The following is a 24,265-nucleotide window of genomic DNA, read 5'->3' on the forward strand; positions in this document are numbered from 1 at the left end:
GCGTGTCCTTCCCTGTTCTCGCGGTCGCCGGGGATCAGGAGACCCCGAGCTCGTTCTGGATGAAGTCGAGTACCTCGTCGGCCGAGGCCGACTGGAGCCGGTCCGCCACGTCCTCCCCGCCGGCGGACGCCGTCGGTGCGGAGGCGGACGCGGCCGCCTTCCAGCGCTGGAGGAGTTCCTCGATGCGGCCGGTCACCTCGTCGTGTCCGGGTGCCTCCGGGTCGGCGGCGAGCACGGCCACTTCGAAGCGGCCGAGTTCGGCGAGCAGGTCGGCGCCGGGGGTGGCGGCGGCCTCCTCGGGTACCAGCTCGTTCAGCAGGTGCTTGGCGAGCGTGCTGGCCGTCGGGTAGTCGAAGATCAGCGTGGGGGGCAGCCGCAGTCCGGTGGCGGCCCCCAGCCGGTTGCGGAACTCGACGGCGGTCAGCGAGTCGAAGCCGAGTTCCTTGAAGGTGCGGTCCGCGCCGACGGCGGCGGGCGCCCCGTGTCCGAGGACGGTGGCGACGTTGGTCCGCACCAGCTCCAGCAGCAGGTGCTCCCGCTCCGATTCCGGCTGGGCGGCGAGCCGCCGGCCCAACGGCTCGGCGCCCTCGGCGACGGCCGGTCCGGCGATGCGGCGTGCCGGGGCGCGTACGAGGCCCTTGAGCACGTCGGGCAGGGAGCCGTCGCGGGCCTGCCCGCGCAGGCCGGCCAGGTCCAGCCGGACGGGGGCGAGCAGCGCCTCGTCCTGGCGCAGGGACTCGTCGAGGAGGGCCAGGCCCTGCTCGTTGGTCATGGGCAGGAAGCCGGACCGGCCGAGGCGGGCGAGGTCGGTGGTGTCGAGTCCGGCGGTCATACCGCTGGACTCGGCCCAGTGGCCCCAGGCGAGGGAGATGCCCGGCCGTCCGTGGGCGCGCCGGTGCTGGGCGAGGGCGTCCAGGAAGGAGTTGCCCGCCGCGTAGTTGGCCTGGCCCGCGTTGCCGAGGACGCCGGCCGCCGACGAGTAGAGGACGAAGGCGGTCAGGTCCAGGTCGTGGGTGAGTTCGTGCAGGTTGACGGCGGCGTCGACCTTGGGCCGCAGTACGCGGGCCAGCCGGTCCGGGGTCAGGGCCTCCAGGACGCCGTCGTCGACGACTCCGGCGGTGTGGACGACTCCGCGCAGCGGCCGGTCGGCGGGGACGGCGGCGAGCAGGGCGGCCAGTGCGTCGCGGTCGGCGGCGTCGCAGGACACCACCTCGGCCGTGGCACCCAACTCGGCTATTTCAGCGACCAGTTCGGCTGCCCCGGGGGCGTCCGGGCCGCGTCGGCCGGCCAGCATCAGGTTCCGTACGCCGTGCGTCGTGACCAGGTGCTTGGCGACCAGCGCGCCCAGGGTGCCCGTACCGCCCGTGATCAGGACGGTGCCGGCCGGGTCCCAGCCCTGCGGGACCGTCAGGACGATCTTGCCCACGTGCTTGGCCTGGCTCATGAACCGGAACGCCTCCGGCGCCCGCCGGATGTCCCACGTACGGACCGGCAGCGGCCGCAGTACGCCCGCCTCGAACAGCCGGGCGAGCTCCGTCAGCATCTCCCCGATCCGCTCGGGACCGGCCTCCATCAGGTCGAAGGCCTGGTAGCGCACGCCCGGGTAGGCGTCGGCCACGTCCTGCGGGTCGCGGATGTCGGTCTTGCCCATCTCGATGAAGCGGCCGCCGCGCGGCAGCAGCCTCAGCGAGGCGTCGACCAGTTCCCCGGCCAGGCAGTCCAGGACCACGTCCATGCCCCGGCCGCCGGTCGCGTGCGTGAACCGCTGCTCGAAGGAGGTCGAGCGGGAGGACCCGTAGTGGGCGCCCTCCAGCCTGACCTGCCGGCGCAGTACGTCCCACTTGCCCTCGCTGGCCGTGCCGAACACCTCGGCACCCAGGTGGCGGGCCAGCTGGACGGCGGCCATGCCCACGCCGCCGGCCGCCGAGTGCACGAGGACGCGTTCCCCGGCCTTCAGCCCGGCCAGGTCGACCAGCCCGTAGTAGGCGGTCAGGAACACCGCGGGCACGGAGGCGGCCTGCTCGAAGGACCAGCCCTCGGGCATCCGCGCCACCATGCGCGCGTCGGCGACGGCCGCCTCGCCGAACGCGTGCGGGACCATGCCCATCACCCGGTCGCCGGGGGCGAGGTGGGTGACGCCCGGGCCCGTCTCGGTGACGACGCCGGAGGCCTCGCTGCCCAGGACGATCTTGTCCGGGTACATGCCGAGCGCCATCAGGACGTCACGGAAGTTCAGACCGGCGGCACGGACCGCGAGCCGCACCTGGCCGGGGGCCAGCGGCTCGGCCGCCTCCGGGAACGGGACGAGGGCCAGGCTCTCCAGGGTGCCGCCGCCGGTGGTGTCGAGCCGCCAGTACGGGGCGTCCTGCGGCGGGGCGAGCAGGGCCCCCGCGTCGGCGCGGGCCAGGCGCGGGACGAGGAACTCCCCGTCGCGGACGGCGATCTGGCTCTCGCCGGTGGCGACGGCCGGGATCACCGGGGCGTCCTCGACGGCGGTGTCCGTGTCGATCAGCACGAGCCGGCCGGGGTTCTCGGCCTGCGCGGAGCGCACCAGGCCCCACAGCCCGGCGTGCGTCAGGTCGGTGACGTCCTCGCCCGGGCGGGCCGCGACCGCGCCGCGCGTCGCCACGACCAGGCGGGACGAGGCGAACGCGGGCTCGGCGAGCCAGTGCTGGAGCGTGCTCAGCAGACCTTCGGTGGCCTCCCGTACGCCGTCCGCCCGTACGGCGGTACGCGTCCGGGCGACCGGCAGCAGCACCGCGTCGGGGGCGGGGGCGCCGCCCGCGACGGCGGCGGCCAGCGCCTCGAGGTCGGGGTGGGCCGGCAGGCCCCCCTCGTCGGGGTCGGCCGGGGAGCCGAGCACCGCCCAGTTCAGCTGCGGTGCGTCGGCGGCGGTGACCGTCGTCCAGTCGACCCGGTACAGGGCGTCCTGGTCGGCCGACCTCGCCCGGTGCAGCTGGTCGTGGGAGACCGGCAGCAGGGTGAGGGAGTCGATGGTCGCGACCGGCAGCCCGGCCGGGTCCACGACGGTGACCGCCACCGCGTCGGCGCCCGCGGGCACCAGGCGGACCCGTACGGCCGAGGCCCCCTCGGCGTGCACGGTCACCCCGCTCCAGGCGAAGGGCAGCCGCAGACCGCTGTCGGCACCGGACGCGACGTCGAGCAGCATGCCGTGCAGGGAGGCGTCGAGCAGGGCCGGGTGCACGCCGAAGGCGGCGGCCTCCTCCTGCCGGTCCGGGTCGAGGACGACCTCGGCGTAGACCTCCTCGCCGGACCGCCAGGCGGCCTTGAGGCCCTGGAAGGCGGGCCCGTAGGCGTAACCGGCCTCGGCGAGGCCCTCGTAGAACCCGCGCAGGTCGACGGGCCGGGCCCCGGCCGGCGGCCACACCGCGAACTCCGCGCCGCTCGGCGCGGGCCCGGCGGCGGTGAGGGTACCGGTGGCGTGCCGGGTCCACGGCAGGGCCGCCTCGGCGCCTTCCGGCCGCGAGTGGATCACGATGCTGCGGGAGCCCGACTCCTCGTCCGGGGCGCCCACGGCGATCTGGAGGCGGGCCGCGCCGTGCTCCGGGAGCGCGAGCGGGGCTTCCAGGGTCAGCTCCTCCAGGCGGCCGCAGCCCGCTTCGTCGCCCGCGCGGAGCGCGAGTTCCACGAAGGCGGTGCCGGGCAGCAGGACCGTGCCGGCCACCGCGTGGTCGACGGCCCACGGAAGGGTGTCGGCGGACAGCCGGCCGGTGAGGACCAGCCCGTCCCCGTCGGCCAGGTCGACCGAGGCGCCGAGCAGCGGGTGGGCGGCGGAGGTGAGGCCGAGTCCGGCCGCCGCGCCGTTCGAGGTGCGGGAGGGGGCGAGCCAGAACCGCTCGTGTTCGAAGGCGTACGTCGGGAGGTCCACCCGGCGGGCCGGGCGGCCGGCGAGGAGCGGGGTCCAGTCGACGGGCAGGCCGCGGGTCCAGGCCTCGGCGAGGGCGCCGAGGAAGGCCTCCGGCTCGGGACGGTCCTTGCGCAGGACGGGGGTCAGCAGCCCGGAGAAGGCCTCGGGCAGGCTCTCCCCCGCCATCGCGGCGAGGACGCCCTGGGGGCCCAGCTCCAGGAAGTGGCCCACACCCTGCTCCTCGGCGAGGTACCGGACCCCGTCGGCGAAACGGACGGCGCCACGGACGTGCTCCACCCAGTAGTCGGCCGTGAACTCGGTGATCTGCCCGCCGGTCACGTTCGAGACGACCGGGATCGCGGGAGCGGTGTAGGTGAGGGATTCCGCGACCTCGCGGAAGGCCTCCAGCATCGGCTCCATGAGGGGCGAGTGGAAAGCGTGCGAGACCGTGAGGCGCTTGGTCTTGTGACCCTGCTCGGCCAGCTGCGCAGCCACCTCCAGGACAGTCGCCTCCGCGCCCGAAATCACCACGGACTCCGGGCCGTTGACCGCAGCGATGTCGACATCGCCGCTCAGCAGCGGGCGGACCTCGTCCTCGGTGGCCCGTACGGAGACCATCGCCCCGCCCTCGGGCAGGGCGCCCATCAGAGCACCACGCGCCGCGACCAGACGGGCCGCGTCAGCAAGGGAGAGAGCCCCCGCCACATGCGCGGCCGCGATCTCGCCGATGGAGTGACCTGCCACGAAGTCGGGGCGCAGACCCAGAGACTCGGCCAGGCGGTACAGGGCCACCTCGATGGCGAAGAGGGCGGGCTGGGTGAACTCCGTACGGTGGACCTCCTCCCCGCCGCCGAAGACGAGGTCCTTCAGCGGGAAGTCGAAGTGTCCGCACACCTCGTCGAAGGCCGCCGCGAACACCGGCTGGGCCTCGTACAGCTCACGGCCCATCCCCGGCCGCTGCGCGCCCTGACCCGAGAACAGGAAGGCGAGCCGCTCGCCGGTGCCCGTGAGGCCCTGGGTCACGCCGGGCGCGCCCGTGCCCTCGGCGAGGGCGCGGAGTCCGGCCGCGAAGCCGTCCCGGTCCTCGGCGAGCACCACCGCGCGGTGCTCCAGCGGCGACCGGGTGGTCAGCAGTGCGGTGGCGACGTCCGCGGCCGGGACGGAGCCGTCCAGGTCCAGCAGCCGTGCGGCCTGGCCGCGCAGTGCTCCGGCGCTGCGCGCCGAGACCACCCAGGGCAGCAGCTGGGCGGGCTCGGGCTGCTGCTCCGTGGCGGGCGCGGGCTCCTGCGGCCCCTGCTCGATGATCACGTGGGCGTTGGTGCCGCTGATGCCGAACGAGGAGATGCCGGCCCGGCGCGGGCGGCCGGTCTGCGGCCACTCCACGGCCTCGGTGAGCAGCTCCACGGCGCCCGCGGACCAGAGCACCTCGGGTGTGGGCTCGTCGGCGTGCAGGGTCTTCGGGAGGACCCCCTCGCGCATGGCCATGACCATCTTGATGACGCCCGCGACGCCGGCGGCGGCCTGGGCGTGTCCGATGTTCGACTTCAGCGAGCCGAGCCACAGCGGCCGGTCCTCGTGCCGGTCCTGGCCGTAGGCGGCGAGGAGGGCCTGGGCCTCGATGGGGTCGCCGAGGGTGGTGCCGGTGCCGTGGGCCTCGACGGCGTCCACGTCCTGCGGGGCGAGCCGGGCGTTGGCGAGGGCCTGGCGGATCACGCGCTGCTGGGCGGGGCCGTTGGGGGCGGTCAGGCCGTTGCTGGCGCCGTCCTGGTTGGTGGCCGTCCCCCGGACGACGGCGAGGACGCGGTGGCCGTTGCGGCGGGCGTCGGAGAGCTTCTCCAGGAGGAGCACGCCCACGCCCTCGGCCCAGCCGGTGCCGTCGGCGTCGGCGGAGAAGGACTTGCAGCGGCCGTCGGCGGCCATGCCGCGCTGGCGGCTGAACTCGACGAACACGCCGGGGGTGGCCATGACGGCCACGCCGCCGGCCAGCGCCATCGTGCACTCGCCCTGGCGCAGGGACTGCGCGGCCAGGTGCAGGGCGACCAGTGAGGAGGAGCAGGCGGTGTCGACGGTGACGGCCGGGCCCTCCAGCCCGAAGGTGTAGGCGACGCGGCCGGAGACCACGCTGCCCTGGGTGCCGGTCAGGCCGTATCCCTCGACGCGCTGCGGGTTCTCCTCGACGCGGAAGGCGTAGTCGTGGTGCATGGCTCCGGCGAAGACGCCGGTCCGGCTGCCGCGCACGGTGTCGAGGTCGAGCCCGGCCCGCTCGAAGACCTCCCAGGAGGCTTCCAGCAGGAGCCGCTGCTGCGGGTCCATGGCGAGGGCTTCGCGCGGCGAGATCCCGAAGAGGACGGGGTCGAAGTCGCCCGCTCCGTAGAGGAATCCGCCCTCGCGGGCGTAGGTGGTGCCCAGCCGCTCGGGGTCGGAGTCGAAGAGGGTGGCGAGGTCCCAGCCGCGGTCGGTGGGGAATCCGGCGACGGCGTCGCGGCCTTCGGCGACGAGCCGCCACAGGTCCTCGGGCGAGCCGACCCCGCCGGGGTAGCGGCAGGCCATCCCGACGATCGCGATCGGTTCGTCGGGGGCGACCGCGGCGGCCGCGGCCGGTTCGTCGGTGTCGGCGGCCGGTGCTCCGTCCTGTGCGCCGAGCAGCTCGGTGAGCAGGAAGCGGGCGGCCGCGGTGATCGTGGGGTGGTCGAAGACGATGGTGGCGGGCAGCCGCAGGCCCGTGGCGGCGCCGAGCTGGTTGCGCAGTTCGACGGCGGTGAGGGAGTCGAAGCCGAGCTCCTTGAACGCCTTGTCGGGGCGGATCGCGGAGGGGTCGGCGTGGCCGAGCACCGCCGCGACCCGGCCGCGCACGAGGTCGAGGAGTTCGCGTTCCCGCTCGGCTCCGTCGAGGGCGGCGAGGCGGCGGACCAGCGAGGAGACCTCGGCCTCCGGGGCGGCCGCCTCGACGGTGCGCCGGGCGGGGGTGCGGACCAGGGAGCGCAGCAGTGCGGGCAGCATGCCGGAGGCGGCGCGCGTGCGCAGGGTCGCCGCGTCCAGGCGTACGGGGACCAGCAGGGGTTCGCCGGGTGCGCGCAGCGCGGAGTCGAGCAGTGCGATGGCGTGGTCGGAGGCCAGCGGCAGGATGCCGGCGCGGGTCATCCAGCCGAGGTCGCCGTCCTTGAGGTGGGCGAGCATGCCGCTGGACTGCTCCCACAGGCCCCAGGCGAGGGCGGTGGCGGGCAGGCCCTGGGCGTGCCGGCGGTGGGCGAGGGCGTCCATGAAGGCGTTGGCGGCCGCGTAGTTGGCCTGGCCGGGGTTGCCGAAGACACCCGCGATGGAGGAGAAGAAGACGAGGGCGGTGAGGTCGAGGTCGCGGGTCAGCTCGTGGAGGTTCCACGCGGCGTCCACCTTGGGACGCATCACCGCCTCGAGGCGCTCGTCGGTGAGCGAGGTGACCAGTCCGTCGTCCAGGACACCGGCCGCGTGGACCACACCCGTCAGGGGACGGTCCGCCGGGATCGCGGCCAGCAGCGAAGCCAGCGCCTCCCGGTCCGCCGCGTCACACGCCACGACCTCCACACCGGCACCCAACTCCCGTATGGAGTCGGCCAGTTCCAGAGCACCCGGCGCCTCCGGGCCACGACGGCCCGTCAGCAGCAGGTGCCGCACCCCGTGCTCGGTCACCAGATGCCGGGCCACCAGCGCACCCAGCGCACCGGTACCCCCGGTGACCAGCACCGTCCCCTCCGGCTTCCAGAGGGGGCGGCGGGCGGCCGGCTCGGTGGCCCGGACGAGGCGCGGGGTGAGCAGGGAGCCGTCGCGGACGGCGAGCTGGGGTTCCCCGGTGGCGAGCGCGGCGGCCAGGTCGGTGCTGCCGCTGTCCCACGGGTCGAGGTCGACCAGGACGAAGCGGTCCTGGTTCTCCGTCTGGGCGGAGCGCACCAGACCCCACAGCGGGGCGTGCACGAGGTCGGTGACGTCCTCGCCGGCGCGTACGGAGACGGCTCCGCGCGTGACGATCACCAGCCGGGCGGCGGCCAGCCGGTCCTCGGCGAGCCAGTCCCGGACCAGGCCGAGGGCGGCGGCCGTCGCCGCACGGGCGGCTTCGGCGGTCCGGGCTTCGTCCGTGTCCGCACCCGTGGCGGGTGCGCAGGAGAAGACGACCGTCGAGGGGACGGCGAGCCCCTGGTCGAGGGCGGCGGTGAGGTCGGCGAGGCGCGGGTAGGCGGCGCCGCCCAGCTCGGTCCAGTCGGGGAGCGCGACGTCGCCCACGGTCGCGGGAACCGCCGACCACTCGACGCGGTGGAGTCCGTCGCGGTGTGCGCCGCGCAGGGCTCCCTCGGCGACGGGCCGCAGTACGAGCGACTCGACGCGGGCCACGGGGCGGCCCTCGGCGTCGGCGACGTCCAGCGCGACCGTGTCGGTGCCGAGCGGGGTCATGCGCAGGCGGAGGGAGGTGGCGCCGGTGGCGAGGAGGGACACGCCGCTCCACACGAAGGGCAGCCGGACGCCGGAGTCCTCGCCGCGGGCGGCGCGGACGAGCTGCTCGGAGTGGAGGGCGGCGTCGAGGAGGGCGGGGTGCAGGCCGAAGGCGGCCGCCTCCTCGCGCTGCGCGGAATCCAGCGCCACCTCCGCGCACACGGTCCCGCCCACGCTCCAGGCGGCCTTCAGGCCCTGGAAGGCGGGCCCGTACGCGTAACCGGCCTCGGCCGTCCGCTCGTAGAACCCCTCCATGTCGACGGGCTGCGCACCGGCCGGCGGCCAGACGGCCAGGTCCACAGCGCCGGCGGGGGCGGCGGTGGGGGCCAGGAAGCCGTTGGCGTGCCGGGTCCAGGCGGCGTCCGTGTCGGCGTCGTCGGGCCGTGCGTAGACGGCGACGGGGCGGCGGCCGGAGCCGTCGGGGGCTCCGACGACCGCCTGGACCTGAACGGCTCCGCGCGGGGGGAGCACGAGCGGGGCTTCGAGCGTGAGCTCTTCGAGGTGCTCGCAGCCGGCCTCGTCACCGGCCCGGACGGCCAGTTCGACGAAGGCGGTGCCCGGCAGCAGGACGGTGTCCAGAGCGCCGTGGTCGGCGAGCCAGGGGTGGCTGTGCAGGGAGATCCGGCCGGTCAGCAGGAAGCGGTCGCCGTCGGCGACCCGTACGGACGCGCCCAGCAGCGGGTGCCGCGCCTCGGCGAGGCCCGCCGCGGACACGTCGGCGCCGCCGGTGGCCGGGGCGTCGAGCCAGTGGCGTGCGCGCTGGAAGGGGTAGGTGGGCAGCTCGGTCGCCGCGTGGGCGCCGGAGCCGGTGAGGACGGAGTTCCAGTCGACGTCGACGCCGCGGGTCCAGGCGGTGGCGAGCGAGGTGGTGAACCGGGCGAGGCCGCCCTCACCACGGCGCAGCGTGCCCGTCGCCAGGATCTCGGCGCCGGCCGCTTCGGCCGTCTCCACCAGCCCGTACGTGAGCACCGGGTGGGCGCTGGACTCCACGAACGCCCGGAAGCCCTCCGCCAGGAGGGAGCGGACGACGGGCTCGAAGGAGACGGGCTGCCGGCAGTTCTCGTACCAGTAGGCGGCGGTCAGCTCGGAGCCGTCCAGGACCTCGCCGGTGACGGTGGAGTACAGCGGGACGGAGCCGGTCCGCGGCTCCACGAAGCCCAGCAGGTCCAGGATCCGCTCCTTGAGGCGGTCGACCTGGGCGCAGTGGGAGGCCACCGTGGAGGGGATGACCTTGGCCCGGATGCCGTCGGCCTCCAGGGCCGCGACCAGTTCCTCCAGAGGAGCGACCTCACCGGCGACGGTGACCGTGCCCGGGCCGTTGATGCCCGCGATGGACAGCGCGTCCCCGTACGGGGCGATCCGGGCCCGGACCGCGTCCGCACCCAGCGACACCGAAGCCACCGCGCCACGGCCCACCAACTCGTCCGCGAACAGCTGCGAACGCAGCACGACCACCTTGGCCGCGTCCTCGAGCGACAGCGCACCCGACACGGCCGCGGCCGCGATCTCGCCCTGCGAATGCCCCACGACCGCGTCCGGCACCACACCGGCCGCACGCCACAGCTCCGCCAGGGACACCATCACGGTGAACAGCACCGGCTGGAGCACCTCGATACGGGTCAGCTCCGGAGCACCCTCGGCCCCCCGCAGCACACCCTCCACGGACCAGTCGACGTGAGCCTCCACGGCCCCCGCGACCTGCGCGAACCGGGCCGCGAACACCGGCGAGGAATCGAGGAGTTCGACCCCCATACCGGCCCACTGCGAACCCTGACCGGGGAAGACGAACACCGTCTTGCCGCCCGCGTCCGCCACACCGGACACCAGCGGAGCCTCCAGACCCGCCAGCAGTTCCTCGCTGGAGGAGCCCAGCACCGCCGCCCGGTGGCCGAAGACCGAGCGGTGCCCGGCGAGGGCGGCGGCGACGGCGGAGGCGGGGGTCTCGGGGTGCTCGGCCGCATGGGTGCGCAGCCGGGCGGCCTGCTCGCGCAGGGCGTCCTCGGTCTTGGCGGACAGCAGCCACGCCACGGGGCCGGCGACGGCGGGTGCCGGCTCCGGCTCGGGCGACGCCGACGCCGGGGCCGACGCCGGGGCCGGGGCCTCTTCGAGGATGAGGTGGGCGTTCGTACCGCTGATCCCGAAGGAGGAGACGCCCGCGCGGCGCGGGTGGCCCGTCTCCTCGGCAGCGGGCCACGGACGGGCCTCGGTGAGCAGTTCGACGGAGCCCGCCGACCAGTCGATGTGCGGGGAGCGCTCCTCGGCGTGCAGGGTCTTGGGCAGGACGCCGTGGCGCAGGGCCAGGATCATCTTGATGACGCCCGCGACACCCGCGGCCTGCTGGGTGTGGCCGGTGTTGGACTTCAGGGAGCCGAGCCACAGCGGCCGGTCCTCGTCGCGGCCCTGGCCGTAGGTGGCGAGCAGGGCGTGCGCCTCGATGGGGTCGCCCAGCTTGGTGCCGGTGCCGTGGGCCTCGACGGCGTCGACGGTGTCGGCGGTGACGCCCGCGTTGGCCAGGGCCTGGCGGATCACGCGCTGCTGGGAGGGGCCGTTGGGGGCGGTCAGGCCGTTGCTGGCGCCGTCCTGGTTGGTGGCGGAGCCCCGGATGACGGCGAGCACCTGGTGGCCGTTGGCGTGCGCGTCGGAGAGCTTCTCCAGCAGCAGGACGCCCGCGCCCTCGGCCCAGCCGGTGCCGTCGGCGTCGGCGGAGAAGGACTTGCAGCGGCCGTCGGCGGACAGGGCGCGCTGGCGGGTGAGTTCGACGAAGAGGCCGGGGGTGGGCATGACGGTGACGCCGCCCGCCACGGCGAGGGTGCACTCGCCCTGGCGCAGGGACTGCGCGGCCAGGTGCAGGGCGACCAGCGAGGAGGAGCAGGCGGTGTCGACGGTGACGGCGGGGCCCTCGAGGCCGAGGGTGTAGGCGATGCGGCCGGAGGCGACGCTGGGCGTGCTGCCGGTCATCAGGTAGCCCTCGGTGGACTCCGTGCCCTCGTGCAGGCGCGGGCCGTAGTCCTGGAAGGTCGCGCCGATGAACACGCCGGTGTCCGTGCCCTTGAGGGCGAGGGGGTCGAAGCCGGCCCGCTCCAGGGCTTCCCAGGAGGTCTCCAGCAGCAGCCGCTGCTGCGGGTCCATGGCGGCGGCCTCGCGCGGCGAGATGCCGAAGAAGGCGGGGTCGAAGAGGGTGGCGCCGTCGAGGAAGCCGCCCGCCCGCACGTAGTGCGTGCCCGGCCGGCCCTCGGGGTCGTAGAGGCCCTCCAGGTCCCAGCCGCGGTCGGTGGGGAAGGGTCCGGTGACGTCCCGGCCGGCGGCGAGGACCTCCCACAGGGCCTCGGGCGAGTCGGTGCCGCCGGGGAAGCGGCAGGCCATGGCGACGACGGCGATCGGTTCGTCGTCGGCCGCGGCGCCGGTGCGGCGGGCGGTCGCGGCCGGGTCGGCGAGGTGGCCGAGGGCGCGTTCCGCGAGGTTGCGGGCGAGGGCGACGGGCGTGGGGTAGTCGAACAGCAGGCTGCTGGGCAGGGCCAGTCCGGTGCTGCGGGTGAGGCCGTCGCGCAGTTCGACGGCGGTCCAGGAGTCGAAGCCGAGCTCGTGGAAGGTCTCGCGCAGGTCGATGTCGCGGGCGTCGTCGTGGCGCAGGACGGCCGCGATGTCCGCGCGGAGCAGGTCGAGGACGGCCTGCTCGCGGTCGGCGGCGGGGAGCGCGGTGAGGCGGGCGCGCAGGGCTCCGGCGTCGGAGTCCGTCTCCTCGTCCAGGCCGTCGTCGGCGGCGGAGGCGGAGGCGGCTGCCGGGGCGGACGCCGGGGCCGCCACCGGGGCGGCGGTCGCCGCGTCGATCCAGTGGCGGCGGCGCTGGAAGGCGTAGGTCGGCAGGTCCAGCCGGGGAGCCGGGCCGGTCGTGCCGAGGAGGGTCTCCCAGTCCAGTTCCGGGGCGGCGCCCAGGGTGTGCAGCCGGGCGAGGGCCGTGGTGAGCGACTGCGGCTCGGGCTGCTTGCCGGTGCGGGCGACGGGCACGAACGCGGCGTCCTCGCCCGCGCACTCGCGTCCGGCGGAGGACAGGGCGCCGTCGGGGCCGAGTTCCACGTACGTGGTGACGCCGGCGGCGTCGAGGTGGCGGATGCCGTCGGCGAAGCGGACGGCCTCGCGGACGTGGCGCACCCAGTAGTCGGCGGTACCGATCTCCTCGTCGGTGACGATCCGCCCGGTCAGGTTGGAGACGACGGGGATGCGGGCCGGGGCGTAGGAGACGGAGGCTGCGACGGTGCGGAACGCGTCGAGCATGCCGTCCATGTGCGGGGAGTGGAAGGCGTGGCTGACGGGCAGCCGCTTGGTCTTGCGGCCCTGCGCGGCGAAGTGCGCGGTGAGGGCGTCGACGGCGTCCTCGTCGCCGGAGACCACGACGGAACGGGGGCCGTTGACGGCGGCCACGCACACCCGGTCGGTGCGCCCGGCGAGCAGCGGCGCGACCTCGGCCTCCTCGGCCTGGAGGGCGGCCATCGCGCCGCCCTCGGGGAGGGCGTCCATGAGACGGCCGCGGGCGGCGACGAGCGCGGCGGCGTCGGGCAGGGTCAGGATCCCGGCGACGTGCGCGGCGGCGAGTTCGCCGATGGAGTGGCCGACGACGAAGTCGGGGCGGACGCCGAGGTGGCCGAGCAACCGGTGGAGGGCGACCTCGAAGGCGAACAGCGCGGGCTGGGTCCATGCGGTGCGGTCGAGGAGGGCGGCCTCGTCGGTGCCCGGGGCGGCGAAGGCGATCTCGCGCAGCGGGCGGGGCAGGTGCGCGTCGAAGGCGGCGCACACCTCGTCGAAGGCGGCGGCGAACGCGGGCTGTGCGGAGTGCAGTTCGCGCCCCATGCCGGGGCGCTGGCTGCCCTGGCCGGAGAAGAGGAACGCGGTGGTGCCGGAGCCGGCCCGGCCGCGGACCAGGTGCGGGGAGCCGGCCGCGGCGGCGAGCGCGTCGAGTCCGGCGGTGAGGCCGGTGAGGTCCTCGGCGAGGACGACGGCCCGGTCCTCGTGGGCGGTACGGGTGGCGGCCAGGGCGTGCGCGAGGTCCGCGGCCGTCCCGGTGTGGGTGGCGGCGTACGCGCCGAGCCGGGCGGCCTGGGCACGCAGGGCCTGCTCGCCGCGGCCGGAGAGCGGGAAGAGCAGCGTCCGGCCGGTCCCGGAGTCCTGGTCTCCGCCGGCGGCGGGGGCGGGCGCGGGGGTCTCGGCGGGGGCCGGGGCCTCGGCGAGGACGACGTGGCAGTTGGCGCCGCCGAGGCCGAAGGCGCTGACGCCCGCGACGAGGGGGCGGGCGGGGTGCGGCCAGGGGCCGGCCTCGGTCTGCACCCGCAGCCGCAGCGCGTCGAGGTCGATGGCGGGGTGGGGGGTGCGGTGGTGGAGGCTGGCCGGCAGTTCGCGGTGGCCGACGGCGAGTGCCGCCTTGATGAGGCCGGCGATGCCCGCGGCGGCTTCGAGGTGGCCGATGTTGGTCTTGGCGGAGCCGACGGGCAGCGGGTCGGCCGCGTCGCGGGCCGCGCCGAGGGCGGAGCCGAGCGCGGCGGCCTCGACGGGGTCGCCGACCGGGGTGCCGGTGCCGTGCAGTTCGACGTACTGGACCTCGGCGGGGTCGGTGCCGGCGGCCTCCAGGGCCCGGCGGATGACGTCGGCCTGGGCGGTGGGGCTGGGCACGGTGAGGCCGTCGGTGGCCCCGTCGTGGTTGACGGCGCTGCCGAGCAGGACGCAGTGGACGCGGTCGCCGTCGGCGAGGGCCCGGTCGAGGGGCTTGAGCAGGACGAGTCCGCCGCCCTCGCCCCGGACGAAGCCGTTGGCGCGCTCGTCGAAGGTGTGGCAGCGGCCGTCGGGCGACAGGGCACCGAACCCGGCGGTGATCTCGGAACTGGCGGGCGTGACGCGCAGGTTGACGCCACCGGCGATGGCCAGGTCGGCCTCCCCGCTGAGCAGTGCCTGGCAGGCCAGGTGCACGGCGACGAGGGAGGAGGACTGGGCGGTGTCGACCGTCAGGCTGGGTCCGTGCAGGCCGAGCGTGTACGAGACCCGGTTGGCGATGACGCCCCGGTTGAGCCCGGTGAAGGTGTGCTGCCCGGTGCCCGCGCCGCCGGAGCGGCGTACGAGGTCGGCGTAGTCGTCCCAGATGGCGCCGACGAACACGCCGGTGCCGCTGTTCTTGAGGGTGCCCGGCCGGATGCCGGCGTCCTCCAGGGCCTCCCAGGCGAGTTCGAGGACGAGCCGCTGCTGCGGGTCCATGGCGGCGGCCTCGCGCGGCGAGATGCCGAAGAACCGGGCGTCGAAGGTGTCGACGCGGTCGAGGTAGCCGCCGCGGGCGGCGGCCGGACCGGCCCCTGCCGGGACGACGTCGCGGCGCGCTTCGGGCGCGTCGGTGACGGCGTCGGTGCCGTCGCGCAGCAGCCGCCAGTACGCGGCGGGGCCGTCGGCCTGCGGGAACCGGCAGGAGATGCCGATGACCGCGATCGGCCCGGTGGTACGGCCTGGTGTGCCGGACTCCTCCGGAGCCGCCGTCGTCTGCCGTACCGAATTCACCGGGTCAGCCACGATCTCCCCCTTCGCCTGTTTGCCTGATGTGTCTTCAGGGATCCGCCGGGCGCGCGGGCGGACCGAGGACCGGGGGAATTCCATGCAGACCGTCGAGACGCTGACGTCCAGCTCTAAAGGTCGGCTAAAAACAGTTCCCGGTCACTGGCCTGCCGGATCGCTAGGGGCGGCTAGGGGGCGGAGCAAGGGTTACCGCCCGGCTCGGGCTCCGAGAACCATTGCTGAATGTCCCATTCGAGCACCCCGCGGTGAATGCATTTCCCGCACTTTCCCGCGCTTTCTGCCCACCGCCACGGTGAGGAGCCGCCCGTCATGACAGCAATCGGAATTCTGGGCACCGGGTCTTATCTGCCTGCCGACACGGTCTCCAATCGGCTCGTCGCGCAGCGGGCGGGGGTCACGGAGGACTGGATCCTGCAGAAGACGGGCATCCGGGAACGCCGCTACGCGGCCGAATCCGAGGCCACCTCCGATCTGGCGGTCGAGGCGGCGCGGGCCGCACTGGACGCGGCGGGGATCTCGGCGGCGCAGCTGTCGTGGATCGTGGTGGCGACGTCCACCCCGGACTCCCCGCAGCCGGCCACGGCCTGTCTGGTCCAGCACCGGATCGGTGCGGTGAACGCGGCCGCCTTCGACCTGAATTCGGTGTGCAGCGGTTTCGTGTTCGGTCTGGTGGCGGCGGCCCGGCTGCTGCCGGAACAGGACGGCGGGGTCCGCGGTCACGCCCTGGTCATCGGCGCCGACGTGTACTCGCGCATCATCGACCGCGAGGACCGGCGCACCGCCGTCCTGTTCGGTGACGGTGCGGGTGCCGTGGTGCTGGGCCCGGTGCGGTCCGGCTACGGGGTCCTCGGCTCGCACCTGGCCAGCCGTGGCGACCAGGCGGAACTGATCCACGTCGAGGCCGGCGGCAGCCGGCTGCCCGCCTCGGAGAAGACGGTCGCGGAGGGGCTGCACCACTTCAGGATGAACGGGCGCGGCGTGCGCGATTTCGTGGCCGCCGAACTGCCGCGCGCGGTCGGTGAGGTGCTGGACCGGCACGGTCTGGAGCGCTCCGAGGTCGACCACTTCGTCCCGCACCAGGCCAACGGCGTGATGCTGGGCGAGACCGTGCCCCGCCTGGGCCTGCCCCGCGCCCGTACGCACCTCACCGTGGCCGAGCACGGAAACACCAGTGCCGCCTCCATTCCCCTCGCCCTCGACGAGGCGTACCGGTCCGGGGCGTTCCGGGACCGGGACGTCGTGCTGCTCGCCGGTTTCGGCGGCGGCATGTCCCTGGGCACGGTTCTCGTCCGCTGGGACGAGCAGGCGGCTCCCGCTCCCCGAAAGGACTCAGCAGCATGACGGCAGCATCCGCGGCACCCCTTCCCGGTTCCCTGCCCTTCACCGCGGTCGCGGTGATCGGCCTCGGTACGGTCGGATCCGCGCTGGCCCGCTCGCTCGCCTCGGCGGGCGCCCGGGTGGTGGCGGTGGAGGCTGACGGTGACGCCCTGGCCGGCGGCCGGGAGCGCGTCCAGCGCGGGCTGGAGGATCCGGCGGCCCGGGCCCGGATCACGTACACGGCCGATCTCGCGGCCATCACGGGCAGCGAGCTGGTCGTGGAGGCGGTGCCGGAGGACTTCGCGCTGAAGACGCGGGTGCTGCGGCAGGCCGACGGACTGTGCGGTCCGCAGGCGGTGTTCGCGACGACGACCTCGCTGTCGGTGACCCGGGTGGCGGCGGCGTGCGGGCGGCTGCCGCGCACGGTCGGCCTGCACCCGGTCGGGCACGCCCCGGACGGCGGTGTGGTGGAGGTGGTGACCACGCCCCTGACCGATCCGTCGGTGGGGCGGGCCGCCGAGGAGCTGGTGGGTGCGCTGGGCCGGATGGCCGTGGCCTCCAGCGACCAGCCGGGCTTCACGGGCGGGGGGCTGCTGATGGCCTACCTGAACGGCGCCGTCGCGATGTACGAGCGCCGTTACGCGTCGCGCGACGACATCGACGCGGCGATGATGCTGGGCTGCGGGCTGCCGCTGGGGCCGCTGGCCCACCTCGACCTGATCGGTCTGGACACGGCGCGCGACACCCTGCGCGGCCTGTACGAGCAGACGGGGGAGGCGCAGTTCCTGCCGCCGCCGCTGCTGGACCACATGGTGACGGCGGGGCTGCTGGGCGCGAAGGCGGGCCGGGGGTTCCACACCTGGCCCGAGGGCCCGGCGGGTCCCCGGGCCGCGGCCGGCGCGCAGGGGGGTCCGGCGGGAGGTTCCGCGCGGCCGTCGCGGCCGGTGCGCAGCGTCGGGGTGATCGGGTCCGGCACGATGGCGTCGGGCATCGCCGAGGTGTTCGCCCGGTCGGGGTACGCGACGCGGCTGGTGGCCCGTACGGACGTCCGCGCGAAGGCGGCGCTGGACAAGGTCGCCGGCTCCGTGGAGCGCGGGGTCAAGCGGGGCCGGATCAGCGCCGAGGACGCCCGGGCCACGCTGGAGCGGCTGGTTCCGGCGGACTCGCTGGAGGCGGTGGCGGACTGCGACCTGGTGGTCGAGGCGGTCGCCGAGGAACTCCCCGTCAAGCGGGAGGTCTTCCGGGGGCTGGACGCGGTGTGCCGTCCGGGTGCGGTACTGACGACGACGACCTCGAGCCTGCCGGTGGTGGAGTGCGCGGCGGTCACCTCGCGGCCCGAGGACGTGCTCGGCATGCACTTCTTCAATCCGGCTCCGGTGATGCGGCTGGTGGAGGTGGTCGGCACGGTGCTGACGGCGCCGGACGCGCTGGGGACGGTCCACGAGGTGTGCGCGCGGCTGGGCAAGCACCCGGTCGGGATCGACGACCGGGCCGGGTTCATCGTCAACGCCCTGCTGTTCCCGTACCTCAACAGCGCGGTGCGGCTGCTGGAGGAACGCCGGGCGGTGGCCGGGGAGATCGACGCGGTGATGACGCGGGGCTGCGGCTATCCGATGGGGCCGCTGACGCTGCTGGACACGATCGGTCTGGACGTGTCGCTGCAGATCCAGAACAGCCTGCACGCCTCGTTCCGGGAGCCGTCGCTGGTGCCGGCCCGGCACCTGGAGCACCTGGTGGACGCGGGGTACCTGGGCCGCAAGAGCGGCCGGGGCTTCCACACGTACTAGAGGTGTAGCGCGGGCGGGACGGGTGTGCCCCGCCCCCGCTACACCCTTGGCGGATTATGTAAGTTCACAAATTTCTGAATGTTCGATAGAGTGGCATACATGCAGCTCGACATGACAGCCGACGCCCTTCCGCTCTCCTGGTGGATCCTGGCCCTCGCACTGGCCGCGGTGTTCGGCGATTCGCTCCTGCCGGTGCTGCCCAGCGGCACCCTCGTGGTGACCGCGGCCGCCTGGACCGCGCAGCACCAGATCTCCCCGGTGCTGCCGGTCCTCGCGGTGGCCGCCGCGTCCTTCCTCGGCGACCTGGCCCTGGTCCTGCTGGCCCGGCGCGGCTCCTCCTGGCTGCACACCCGCCTCGACCGGCGGCCCGCCTGGCGGGAGGCGACGGCGCGGCTCCAGGGCGGTCTGGCCCGGCACGCCGGCCGGGTGGCGCTCGCCGCGCGCTTCGTCCCCGCCGGGCGGACCGTGCTGGACATCGCCCTCGGCACCTCGCCCGCCCTGCGCCCGCGCCAGCTGACGTGGTCCGCGCTGGCCGGACTCCTGTGGGCGGCCTACCTGGTGACGCTCGGCCACCTCGGCAACCGGTGGTTCGACACGGCCTGGCTGGGCCTGGCCGTGTCGGTCGGCGCGACGGTGGCCGTCAGCGCCCTCGCCGCCCGGATGGTCACCCGCCGCGGTGAGCGCGCCAGCGGTCCATCAGCGAGTCCAGTTCCAGCTTCACGAAGCTGAAGAAGTCGGCCGTCTCCTCGGCCCGCATGCCCGCCGGCGTATCGGGACCCAGCGCCTCCACCCCCTGCTTGAGGGTGGCCGCCCAGCGGTTGAGCATCTGGTCCCGGCTGGTGACCGTCTCGTACCAGAGGTCCGCGTGGACCCGGTAGATCTCCCGCCGCTCGCCCGGCGCCCGCTCCCGGCCGACCATGTGCACCTGGGCGAGGTAGCGGACCGCGCCCGAGACCGCGGCCGGGCTGACCTTCAGCCGCTCCGAGAGCTCCGCGGCGCTCAGCGCGCCCGCGTCCTCGGCGAGCAGACACGCGAAGACCCGGGAGGGCATCCGGGGCACCCCGGCGGCCACGAGGTCGGCGGCGAACCGTTCGACGAAGGCCGAGACCTCCTCGCTGTAGCCCCGCTGTTCGCTTTCGCTGGCGCTGGCAGTGGCGTCCACACCGTCTCCCCCGTGATCGACCCGTCAGGCGATACCTTCCGATAGCTTCACGATATTCTGAAACTAAGGTATCTTCCGAAATATGATGATGGCAATCGAGATTGCCGGACTGTACAAGTCGTTCGGCCGCACGCACGCGCTGAAGGGCCTGGACCTGCGCGTCGAGAAGGGCGAGGTGCACGGCTTCCTCGGCCCCAACGGCGCCGGCAAGTCCACCACCCTGCGGATCCTCCTCGGCCTGATCCGCGCCGACCGCGGCCGCGTGCGGCTGCTGGGCGGCGACCCCTGGCGCGACGCGGTCGCGCTGCACCAGCGGGTCGCCTACGTGCCCGGCGACGTGAACCTGTGGCGCAACCTCTCCGGCGGCGACGCCCTCGGCTTCCTCGGGGGGCTGCGCGAGAACACCGACCCCCGGTTCACCAAGGAGCTGATGGAGCGCTTCGAACTCGACCCGGGCAAGAAGGGCCGTGCGTACTCCAAGGGCAACCGGCAGAAGGTCGCCCTGGTCGCCGCCTTCGCCTCCGACGCCGAGCTGCTCGTCTTCGACGAACCCACCTCGGGCCTCGACCCGTTGGCCGAGGAAGTCTTCCAGAGCTGTGTCGGCGAGGCCACCGACGAGGGCCGTACGGTCCTGCTCTCCAGCCACGTCCTCACCGAGGTCGAGGCACTGTGCGACCGCGTCAGCATCGTCCGGGACGGGCGCACGGTCGAGACGGGCACGCTCGCCCGGATGCGGCACCTGTCGCGCACCTGCGTCACGGCCGAACTCGCCGCCCCCGTCGAGGGCCTGGAGGAACTGCCCGGGGTCCACGGCCTGGAGGTGCACGGCACGGAGGTCAGCGCCCAGGTCGACCCCGAGCACCTCGGCACGCTCCTGCGGGTGCTGTCCCAGACGGGCGTACGCAGCCTCGTCAGCCGGCCCCCGACCCTCGAAGAGCTGTTCCTGCGCCACTACCGCCCCGAGGCCGAGCCGGTGCCCGCCGGGGCCCCGGGGCCGCGCTGAGGGCCGCGCCGGCGTCACCTCACCCCTCCCCCGACAGCAGCAGCCGCTTCTGGGTCTTGCCCATCGCGTTGCGCGGCAGCGCGGCGACGAACCGCACCTCGCGCGGCCGCTTGTGCACCGAGAGGCGGGCGGCGACGAAGTCGGTGAGCTCGGCCCCGGTCACCTGCGAGGCCACGACGAACGCCACGACGCGCTGGCCCAGATCGGAGTCCGGCACCCCGACCACCGCGGCCTCGGCCACGCGCGGGTGGTCCAGGAGCGCGTTCTCGATCTCGCCCGCCCCCATCCGGTAGCCACCCGACTTGATCATGTCGACGGAGGCCCGGCCCACGATGCGGTGGGTGCCGTCCGCGTCGATCGCCGCGATGTCGCCCGTACGGAACCAGCCGTCCTCGGTGTACGAGGCCGCCGTGGCCTCGGGACGCCCCAGGTAGCCGGAGAACAACGTGGGCGCGGTCAGCTGGAGTTCGCCGATCTCCTCCCCCGGCCCGGCCGCGATCCGCGTACGGACCCCGGGCAGCGGCGTCCCCACCGCGCCCGGCCGCAGCGGGCCGTCCGCGCGGCCGCTCACCGTGATCAGGGTCTCCGTCATCCCGTACCGCTCGACCGGCCGGCTCCCCGTCAGCTCCTCCAGCCCGCGGAAGACCCGCTCCGGCAGCGGGGCGCTGCCCGAGACCAGCAGCCGCGCGGAGCGCAGCGCCCGGGCCCGCTCCGGGTCCCCGACGACGCGGGACCACACCGTGGGCACCCCGAAGTACAGGCTGCCGCCCGCCTCGGCGTACGCGGCCGCGGTGGGCCGGCCGGTGTGCACGAGGCGGCTGCCGGTGCGCAGCGCGCCGAGGACGCCGAGGATCAGGCCGTGGACGTGGAACAGCGGCAGCCCGTGGACCAGGGTGTCCTCGGCGTTCCACTGCCAGGCCTCGGCGAGGGCGTCCAGACCGGCGGCGATGGCGGCGCCGCCGAGGACGACGCCCTTGGGCGCGCCGGTGGTCCCGGAGGTGTAGAGGATCATCGCGGGGGCGTCGGCCGCCGGTGCGGGGCCGCTCCAGGCGGCCCGGCGGGCGAAGTCCACCGTGACGGGGCAGGCGCCCGAGTCACGCAGGATGTGCTCGCGTTCGGCGACGCCCGCGTCGGGCGGTACGGGCACCACGGGCACCCCGGCCAGCAGGCAGCCGGCCACCGCGGCGACGGTCTCCAGGGAGGCCGTGGCCTCGACCGCGACGGCGGGGGCGCCCGCCACGTCGGCGGCCACCGCTCCGGCCGCGCCGAGCAGTTCCTCGTACGAGGCGGTCCGGCCGGCGACGGTGACCGCGTCCGCACGGTCCCCGTACACCCCTTGCAGCGCCGTGAGCACGGGCATCTCTCCTTACGTCGGTACGTGGTGACGCGTGACGCGTCGGTCGGTCCTTCGGCGGTCCTTCGGCGGTGCGGCTGCGTGCGGCGGCGTGCGGCTCAGGCGGCGGCGCGCAGGCGCCACACCCCGGGCCGGGTCTCCGTCCAGTCCGGCAGCGGGAGGCCGCCGCGCACCTGGCGCAGCCAGCGGACCGCGTACGCCTCGCGCCGCCGGTCGCCGAGCCGCGCCGCCAGGGCCAGGCACTGCGCGAAGTGCGGCTCCGCGGCGGCGGGGCCTTCCGTCTCCAGGGCGAGCAGCGCCCGGACCCGGCGGGCCTCGTAGTGGTCGCGGGGGTCGGCGGGCGCCGCGTCGAGGACCCGGCCGATCAGCCGGGCCGCGTCCGTGACGGCCGAGGAGTCCAGGCTCAGTTCGGCCAGGCCCGTCAGGGCGCGGTCGCGTTCGGGCCGGGCGTCGGCGCCGTCGGCGGCCCTCAGGGCCCGCCGGTAGAGCCCGCGGGCCGCGTCGGTCCGGCGGCGCTGCCAGGCCAGGTCGCCGAGCGAGCACAGCAGCCGGGACTGGGCGCCGAGGTCGCCGGAGCGTTCGGCCGCGTCCAGGGCCCGGGTGTGCGCGCGTTCCCAGTCGTCCCAGGCCGCGTGGGCCTCCAGGGGGGCGGTGAGGCCGTCGGCGAGGCGCACGGTGTGGACCCACAGTCCGGCCGCGTGGGCCCGGCCCAGGGCCGAGGTCAGTGCGGTGCGGCGGTGCGCGAACCACTCGGCGGCGTGCGGCAGTCCGTCGGCCTCCCGCGCCTCGGCGGCCAGGGCGTCGGCGAGCCGGGCCACGGCCCGCGCCACCTCGCCGGGGGGCTCCTCGGCGGTGAGGAGCTCGCCGGCCAGCAGCCGCCACAGCACGTGCAGGCGGTAGGCGCCGCGGGGTTCGGCCCGTAGCAGCCCGGCTTCCACGAGGCTCTCCAGCACGGCTTCGGCGGCCGGTTCGGGCGTACCGAACAGGGCGGCCGCGTCGGCGGTGGGGAAGGGGCCGTCGGGCAGCAGTCCGAGCAGCCGGAAGGCGCGCTTCAACGGTTCGCCGGCCTCGTCGTACGCGCCCCGCAGGGCCGCGTCCAGGCCGGGCTGCGCGGAGCGGAGTTCGGCGAGCCGGGCGTGCTCGTCGGACAGTCGGGCGGCCAGGGAGGCCACGGTCCAGTGCGGGCGCGCGGCCAGCCGGCCCGCGAGGGCCCGTACGGCCGACGGCAGCCGCCCGCAGGCCCCGACGACGGCGGCGCAGGCCCCGTCGGGGCCGTCGTCCTCCCCGTCGCGGCCCGACGCGGCCAGCAGCAGCCGGCGGGCCTGCGCCGGGGCGAGGACGTCCAGCAGGTGCACCCGGGTGACCGGGACCGCCGGGGCCCTGCGGCCGGTCAGCAGCGCGGTGCTGCCGGGGGTCGTGGGCAGCAGGGGGCCGGCCTGCTCCGCGCCGGCGGCGCCGTCGAGCACGAACAGCATCCGCCGGCCCAGGGTGAGCCGGTCCAGGGTGCGGCGCAGCCCGTCGAGGTCGTCGGGCAGCGGCCCGGTGACGCGGCAGCGGCGCAGCAGCAGGGTGAGGGCGGCGGCGGGCCCGAGCGGTTCGCCGGTGTCGTCGCGCAGGGGCAGGAACACCCGGCCGTCGGGGAAGAGGTCGCCGGCGCGGTGCGCGGCGGCCAGGGCGAGGGCGGTCTTTCCGACGCCGGCGGGACCGGTGAGCGCGACGCAGCCGCCCGCCGGGACGTCCCGCAGGAGCGTCTCCAGCGCGGCGAGGTCCTCGTCGCGTCCGGTGAACAGCGGGTCGGACGGCGGGATTTCACCGACCGGCCCGGTGGCCGGCGGCAGTACGGGATCCGGCCCGGCGGCCGGCGTCGCGAACGGCCCGGCGGCCGGCATCGCGGCGGGTGCGGCCGTGGCGCGCCCGCCCGCGGTCGCCGCGGACCGCGCCGCGTCGGCGCGGTCCGGTACGGCGCCCGAGGGGCGCTGCAGTGCGGTGTCCCCGGCGAGGATCCGGCCGTGGAGCTGCTGGAGGGGCGGCCCCGGCTCGATCGCCAGTTCGTCGACGAGGGTGCGCCGCAGCCGGGCGAAGGCCTCCAGCGCGTCGGCCTGCCGGCCGGTGCGGTAGAGCGCCACCATCAGGTGGGCGTGGAACTCCTCGCGCATCGGCAGTTCGGTGGCGAGAGCCTGGAGTTCACCGACGAGGTCGTGGTGGCGGCCCAGTTGCAGGTCGGCCCGGATGCGCTGCTCCAGTGCGGCCGTGCGCAGTTCGCCGAGGCGGATCGCGGTGCTGTCGAGCAGCGCCCCGTGGGGGGTGTCGGACAGCAGGGGGCCGCGCCAGAGCGCGAGCGCGCGGCGCTGGAGGTCGGCGGCGGCCGGGGCGTCCTGGCGGGCCATGGCGGCGCGGCCCCGGGCGTGCAGGTCCTCGAAGGCGGTCAGGTCCAGCCGGTCCGGGTCCAGCCGCATGAGGTAGCCGGGCGGCCGGGTGACCAGGCCGTCGCGGCCCGCGTCGGGGTCGGCGGCGTGCAGGAGCTTGCGCAGCTGCGAGATGTAGACCTGGAGCGTGGTCGTCGCGGTGCGCGGCGGGTCCTCGCCCCACAGTTCGTCGATGAGGCTGCCCACGGACACGATCTCGTTGGCCCGTACGAGCAGCGTCGCGAGCACCACGCGCATCTTCGCCGCGCGGGGCGTCACGCGGTGCGCGTGCCGGCCGGCCGCGTCCACTTCCAGTGGCCCCAACACCCGAAATCGCATGCAGCCCCCGTTCCTCGGCACTC

The 24,265-nt window shown here is 75.4% G+C and carries 8 protein-coding genes; 4 read left to right on the forward strand and 4 right to left on the reverse strand.

Annotated elements, in window-relative coordinates; genetic code table 11:
* Positions 1 to 34: 34 nt before the first annotated feature.
* Positions 35 to 14,872 carry a type I polyketide synthase gene (locus OOK34_RS31930; RefSeq protein WP_267037631.1) on the reverse strand — a complete coding sequence of 4,946 codons (14,838 nt, stop codon included), beginning with the start codon at positions 14,870 to 14,872 and terminating at the stop codon, positions 35 to 37.
* A 312-nt stretch (positions 14,873 to 15,184) separates the two neighbouring features.
* Between OOK34_RS31930 and OOK34_RS31935 the strand changes: the two genes are divergently transcribed.
* The 3 genes from OOK34_RS31935 (at position 15,185) to OOK34_RS31945 (ending at position 18,708) form a co-directional block, all read left to right on the forward strand.
* Positions 15,185 to 16,216 carry a 3-oxoacyl-ACP synthase III family protein gene (locus OOK34_RS31935; RefSeq protein ID WP_267037632.1) on the forward strand — a complete coding sequence of 344 codons (1,032 nt, stop codon included), beginning with the start codon at positions 15,185 to 15,187 and terminating at the stop codon, positions 16,214 to 16,216.
* Positions 16,213 to 17,979: a 3-hydroxyacyl-CoA dehydrogenase family protein gene (locus tag OOK34_RS31940; protein WP_267037633.1), complete on the forward strand. Its 1,767-nt coding sequence runs from the start codon at positions 16,213 to 16,215 to the stop codon at positions 17,977 to 17,979. Before OOK34_RS31935 ends, OOK34_RS31940 begins: the two co-directional genes overlap by 4 nt.
* 99 nt (positions 17,980 to 18,078) lie before the next feature.
* Positions 18,079 to 18,708 carry a DedA family protein gene (locus tag OOK34_RS31945; protein WP_267037634.1) on the forward strand — a complete coding sequence of 210 codons (630 nt, stop codon included), beginning with the start codon at positions 18,079 to 18,081 and terminating at the stop codon, positions 18,706 to 18,708.
* Here the strand turns inward: OOK34_RS31945 and OOK34_RS31950 are convergent.
* Positions 18,644 to 19,141, reverse strand: a complete 498-nt coding sequence (locus tag OOK34_RS31950; protein WP_267037635.1) for a GbsR/MarR family transcriptional regulator — start codon at positions 19,139 to 19,141, stop codon at positions 18,644 to 18,646. The two genes, OOK34_RS31945 and OOK34_RS31950, sit on opposite strands and share 65 nt — an antisense overlap.
* Before the next feature lie 82 nt (positions 19,142 to 19,223).
* On the opposite strand from OOK34_RS31950, the gene OOK34_RS31955 reads away from it, so the two are divergent.
* Complete coding sequence (locus OOK34_RS31955) at positions 19,224 to 20,144, forward strand: ABC transporter ATP-binding protein (RefSeq protein ID WP_267037636.1); 921 nt, start codon at positions 19,224 to 19,226, stop codon at positions 20,142 to 20,144.
* 19 nt (positions 20,145 to 20,163) lie between these two features.
* Here the strand turns inward: OOK34_RS31955 and OOK34_RS31960 are convergent, their stop codons facing one another.
* Together OOK34_RS31960 and OOK34_RS31965 are read right to left on the reverse strand one after the other, a co-directional pair.
* Complete coding sequence (locus OOK34_RS31960) at positions 20,164 to 21,504, reverse strand: AMP-binding protein (protein ID WP_267037637.1); 1,341 nt, start codon at positions 21,502 to 21,504, stop codon at positions 20,164 to 20,166.
* Between the two features lie 92 nt (positions 21,505 to 21,596).
* Positions 21,597 to 24,242: an AfsR/SARP family transcriptional regulator gene (locus OOK34_RS31965; protein ID WP_267037638.1), complete on the reverse strand. Its 2,646-nt coding sequence runs from the start codon at positions 24,240 to 24,242 to the stop codon at positions 21,597 to 21,599.
* Positions 24,243 to 24,265 lie beyond the last annotated feature (23 nt).

This window comes from Streptomyces sp. NBC_00091 (assembly GCF_026343185.1).
In the GTDB taxonomy this organism is placed as follows: Bacteria; Actinomycetota; Actinomycetes; order Streptomycetales; family Streptomycetaceae; genus Streptomyces.

What these genes read in the sequence shown, in the direction of transcription:
- OOK34_RS31935 (WP_267037632.1), top strand. Translation starts at nt 15,185, where the DNA reads ATGACAGCAATCGGAATTCTGGGCACCGGGTCTTATCTGCCTGCCGAC.
- OOK34_RS31940 (WP_267037633.1), top strand. Translation starts at nt 16,213, where the DNA reads ATGACGGCAGCATCCGCGGCACCCCTTCCCGGTTCCCTGCCCTTCACC.
- OOK34_RS31945 (WP_267037634.1), top strand. Translation starts at nt 18,079, where the DNA reads ATGCAGCTCGACATGACAGCCGACGCCCTTCCGCTCTCCTGGTGGATC.
- OOK34_RS31955 (WP_267037636.1), top strand. Translation starts at nt 19,224, where the DNA reads ATGATGATGGCAATCGAGATTGCCGGACTGTACAAGTCGTTCGGCCGC.
- OOK34_RS31960 (WP_267037637.1), bottom strand. Translation starts at nt 21,504, where the DNA reads ATGCCCGTGCTCACGGCGCTGCAAGGGGTGTACGGGGACCGTGCGGAC.
- OOK34_RS31965 (WP_267037638.1), bottom strand. Translation starts at nt 24,242, where the DNA reads ATGCGATTTCGGGTGTTGGGGCCACTGGAAGTGGACGCGGCCGGCCGG.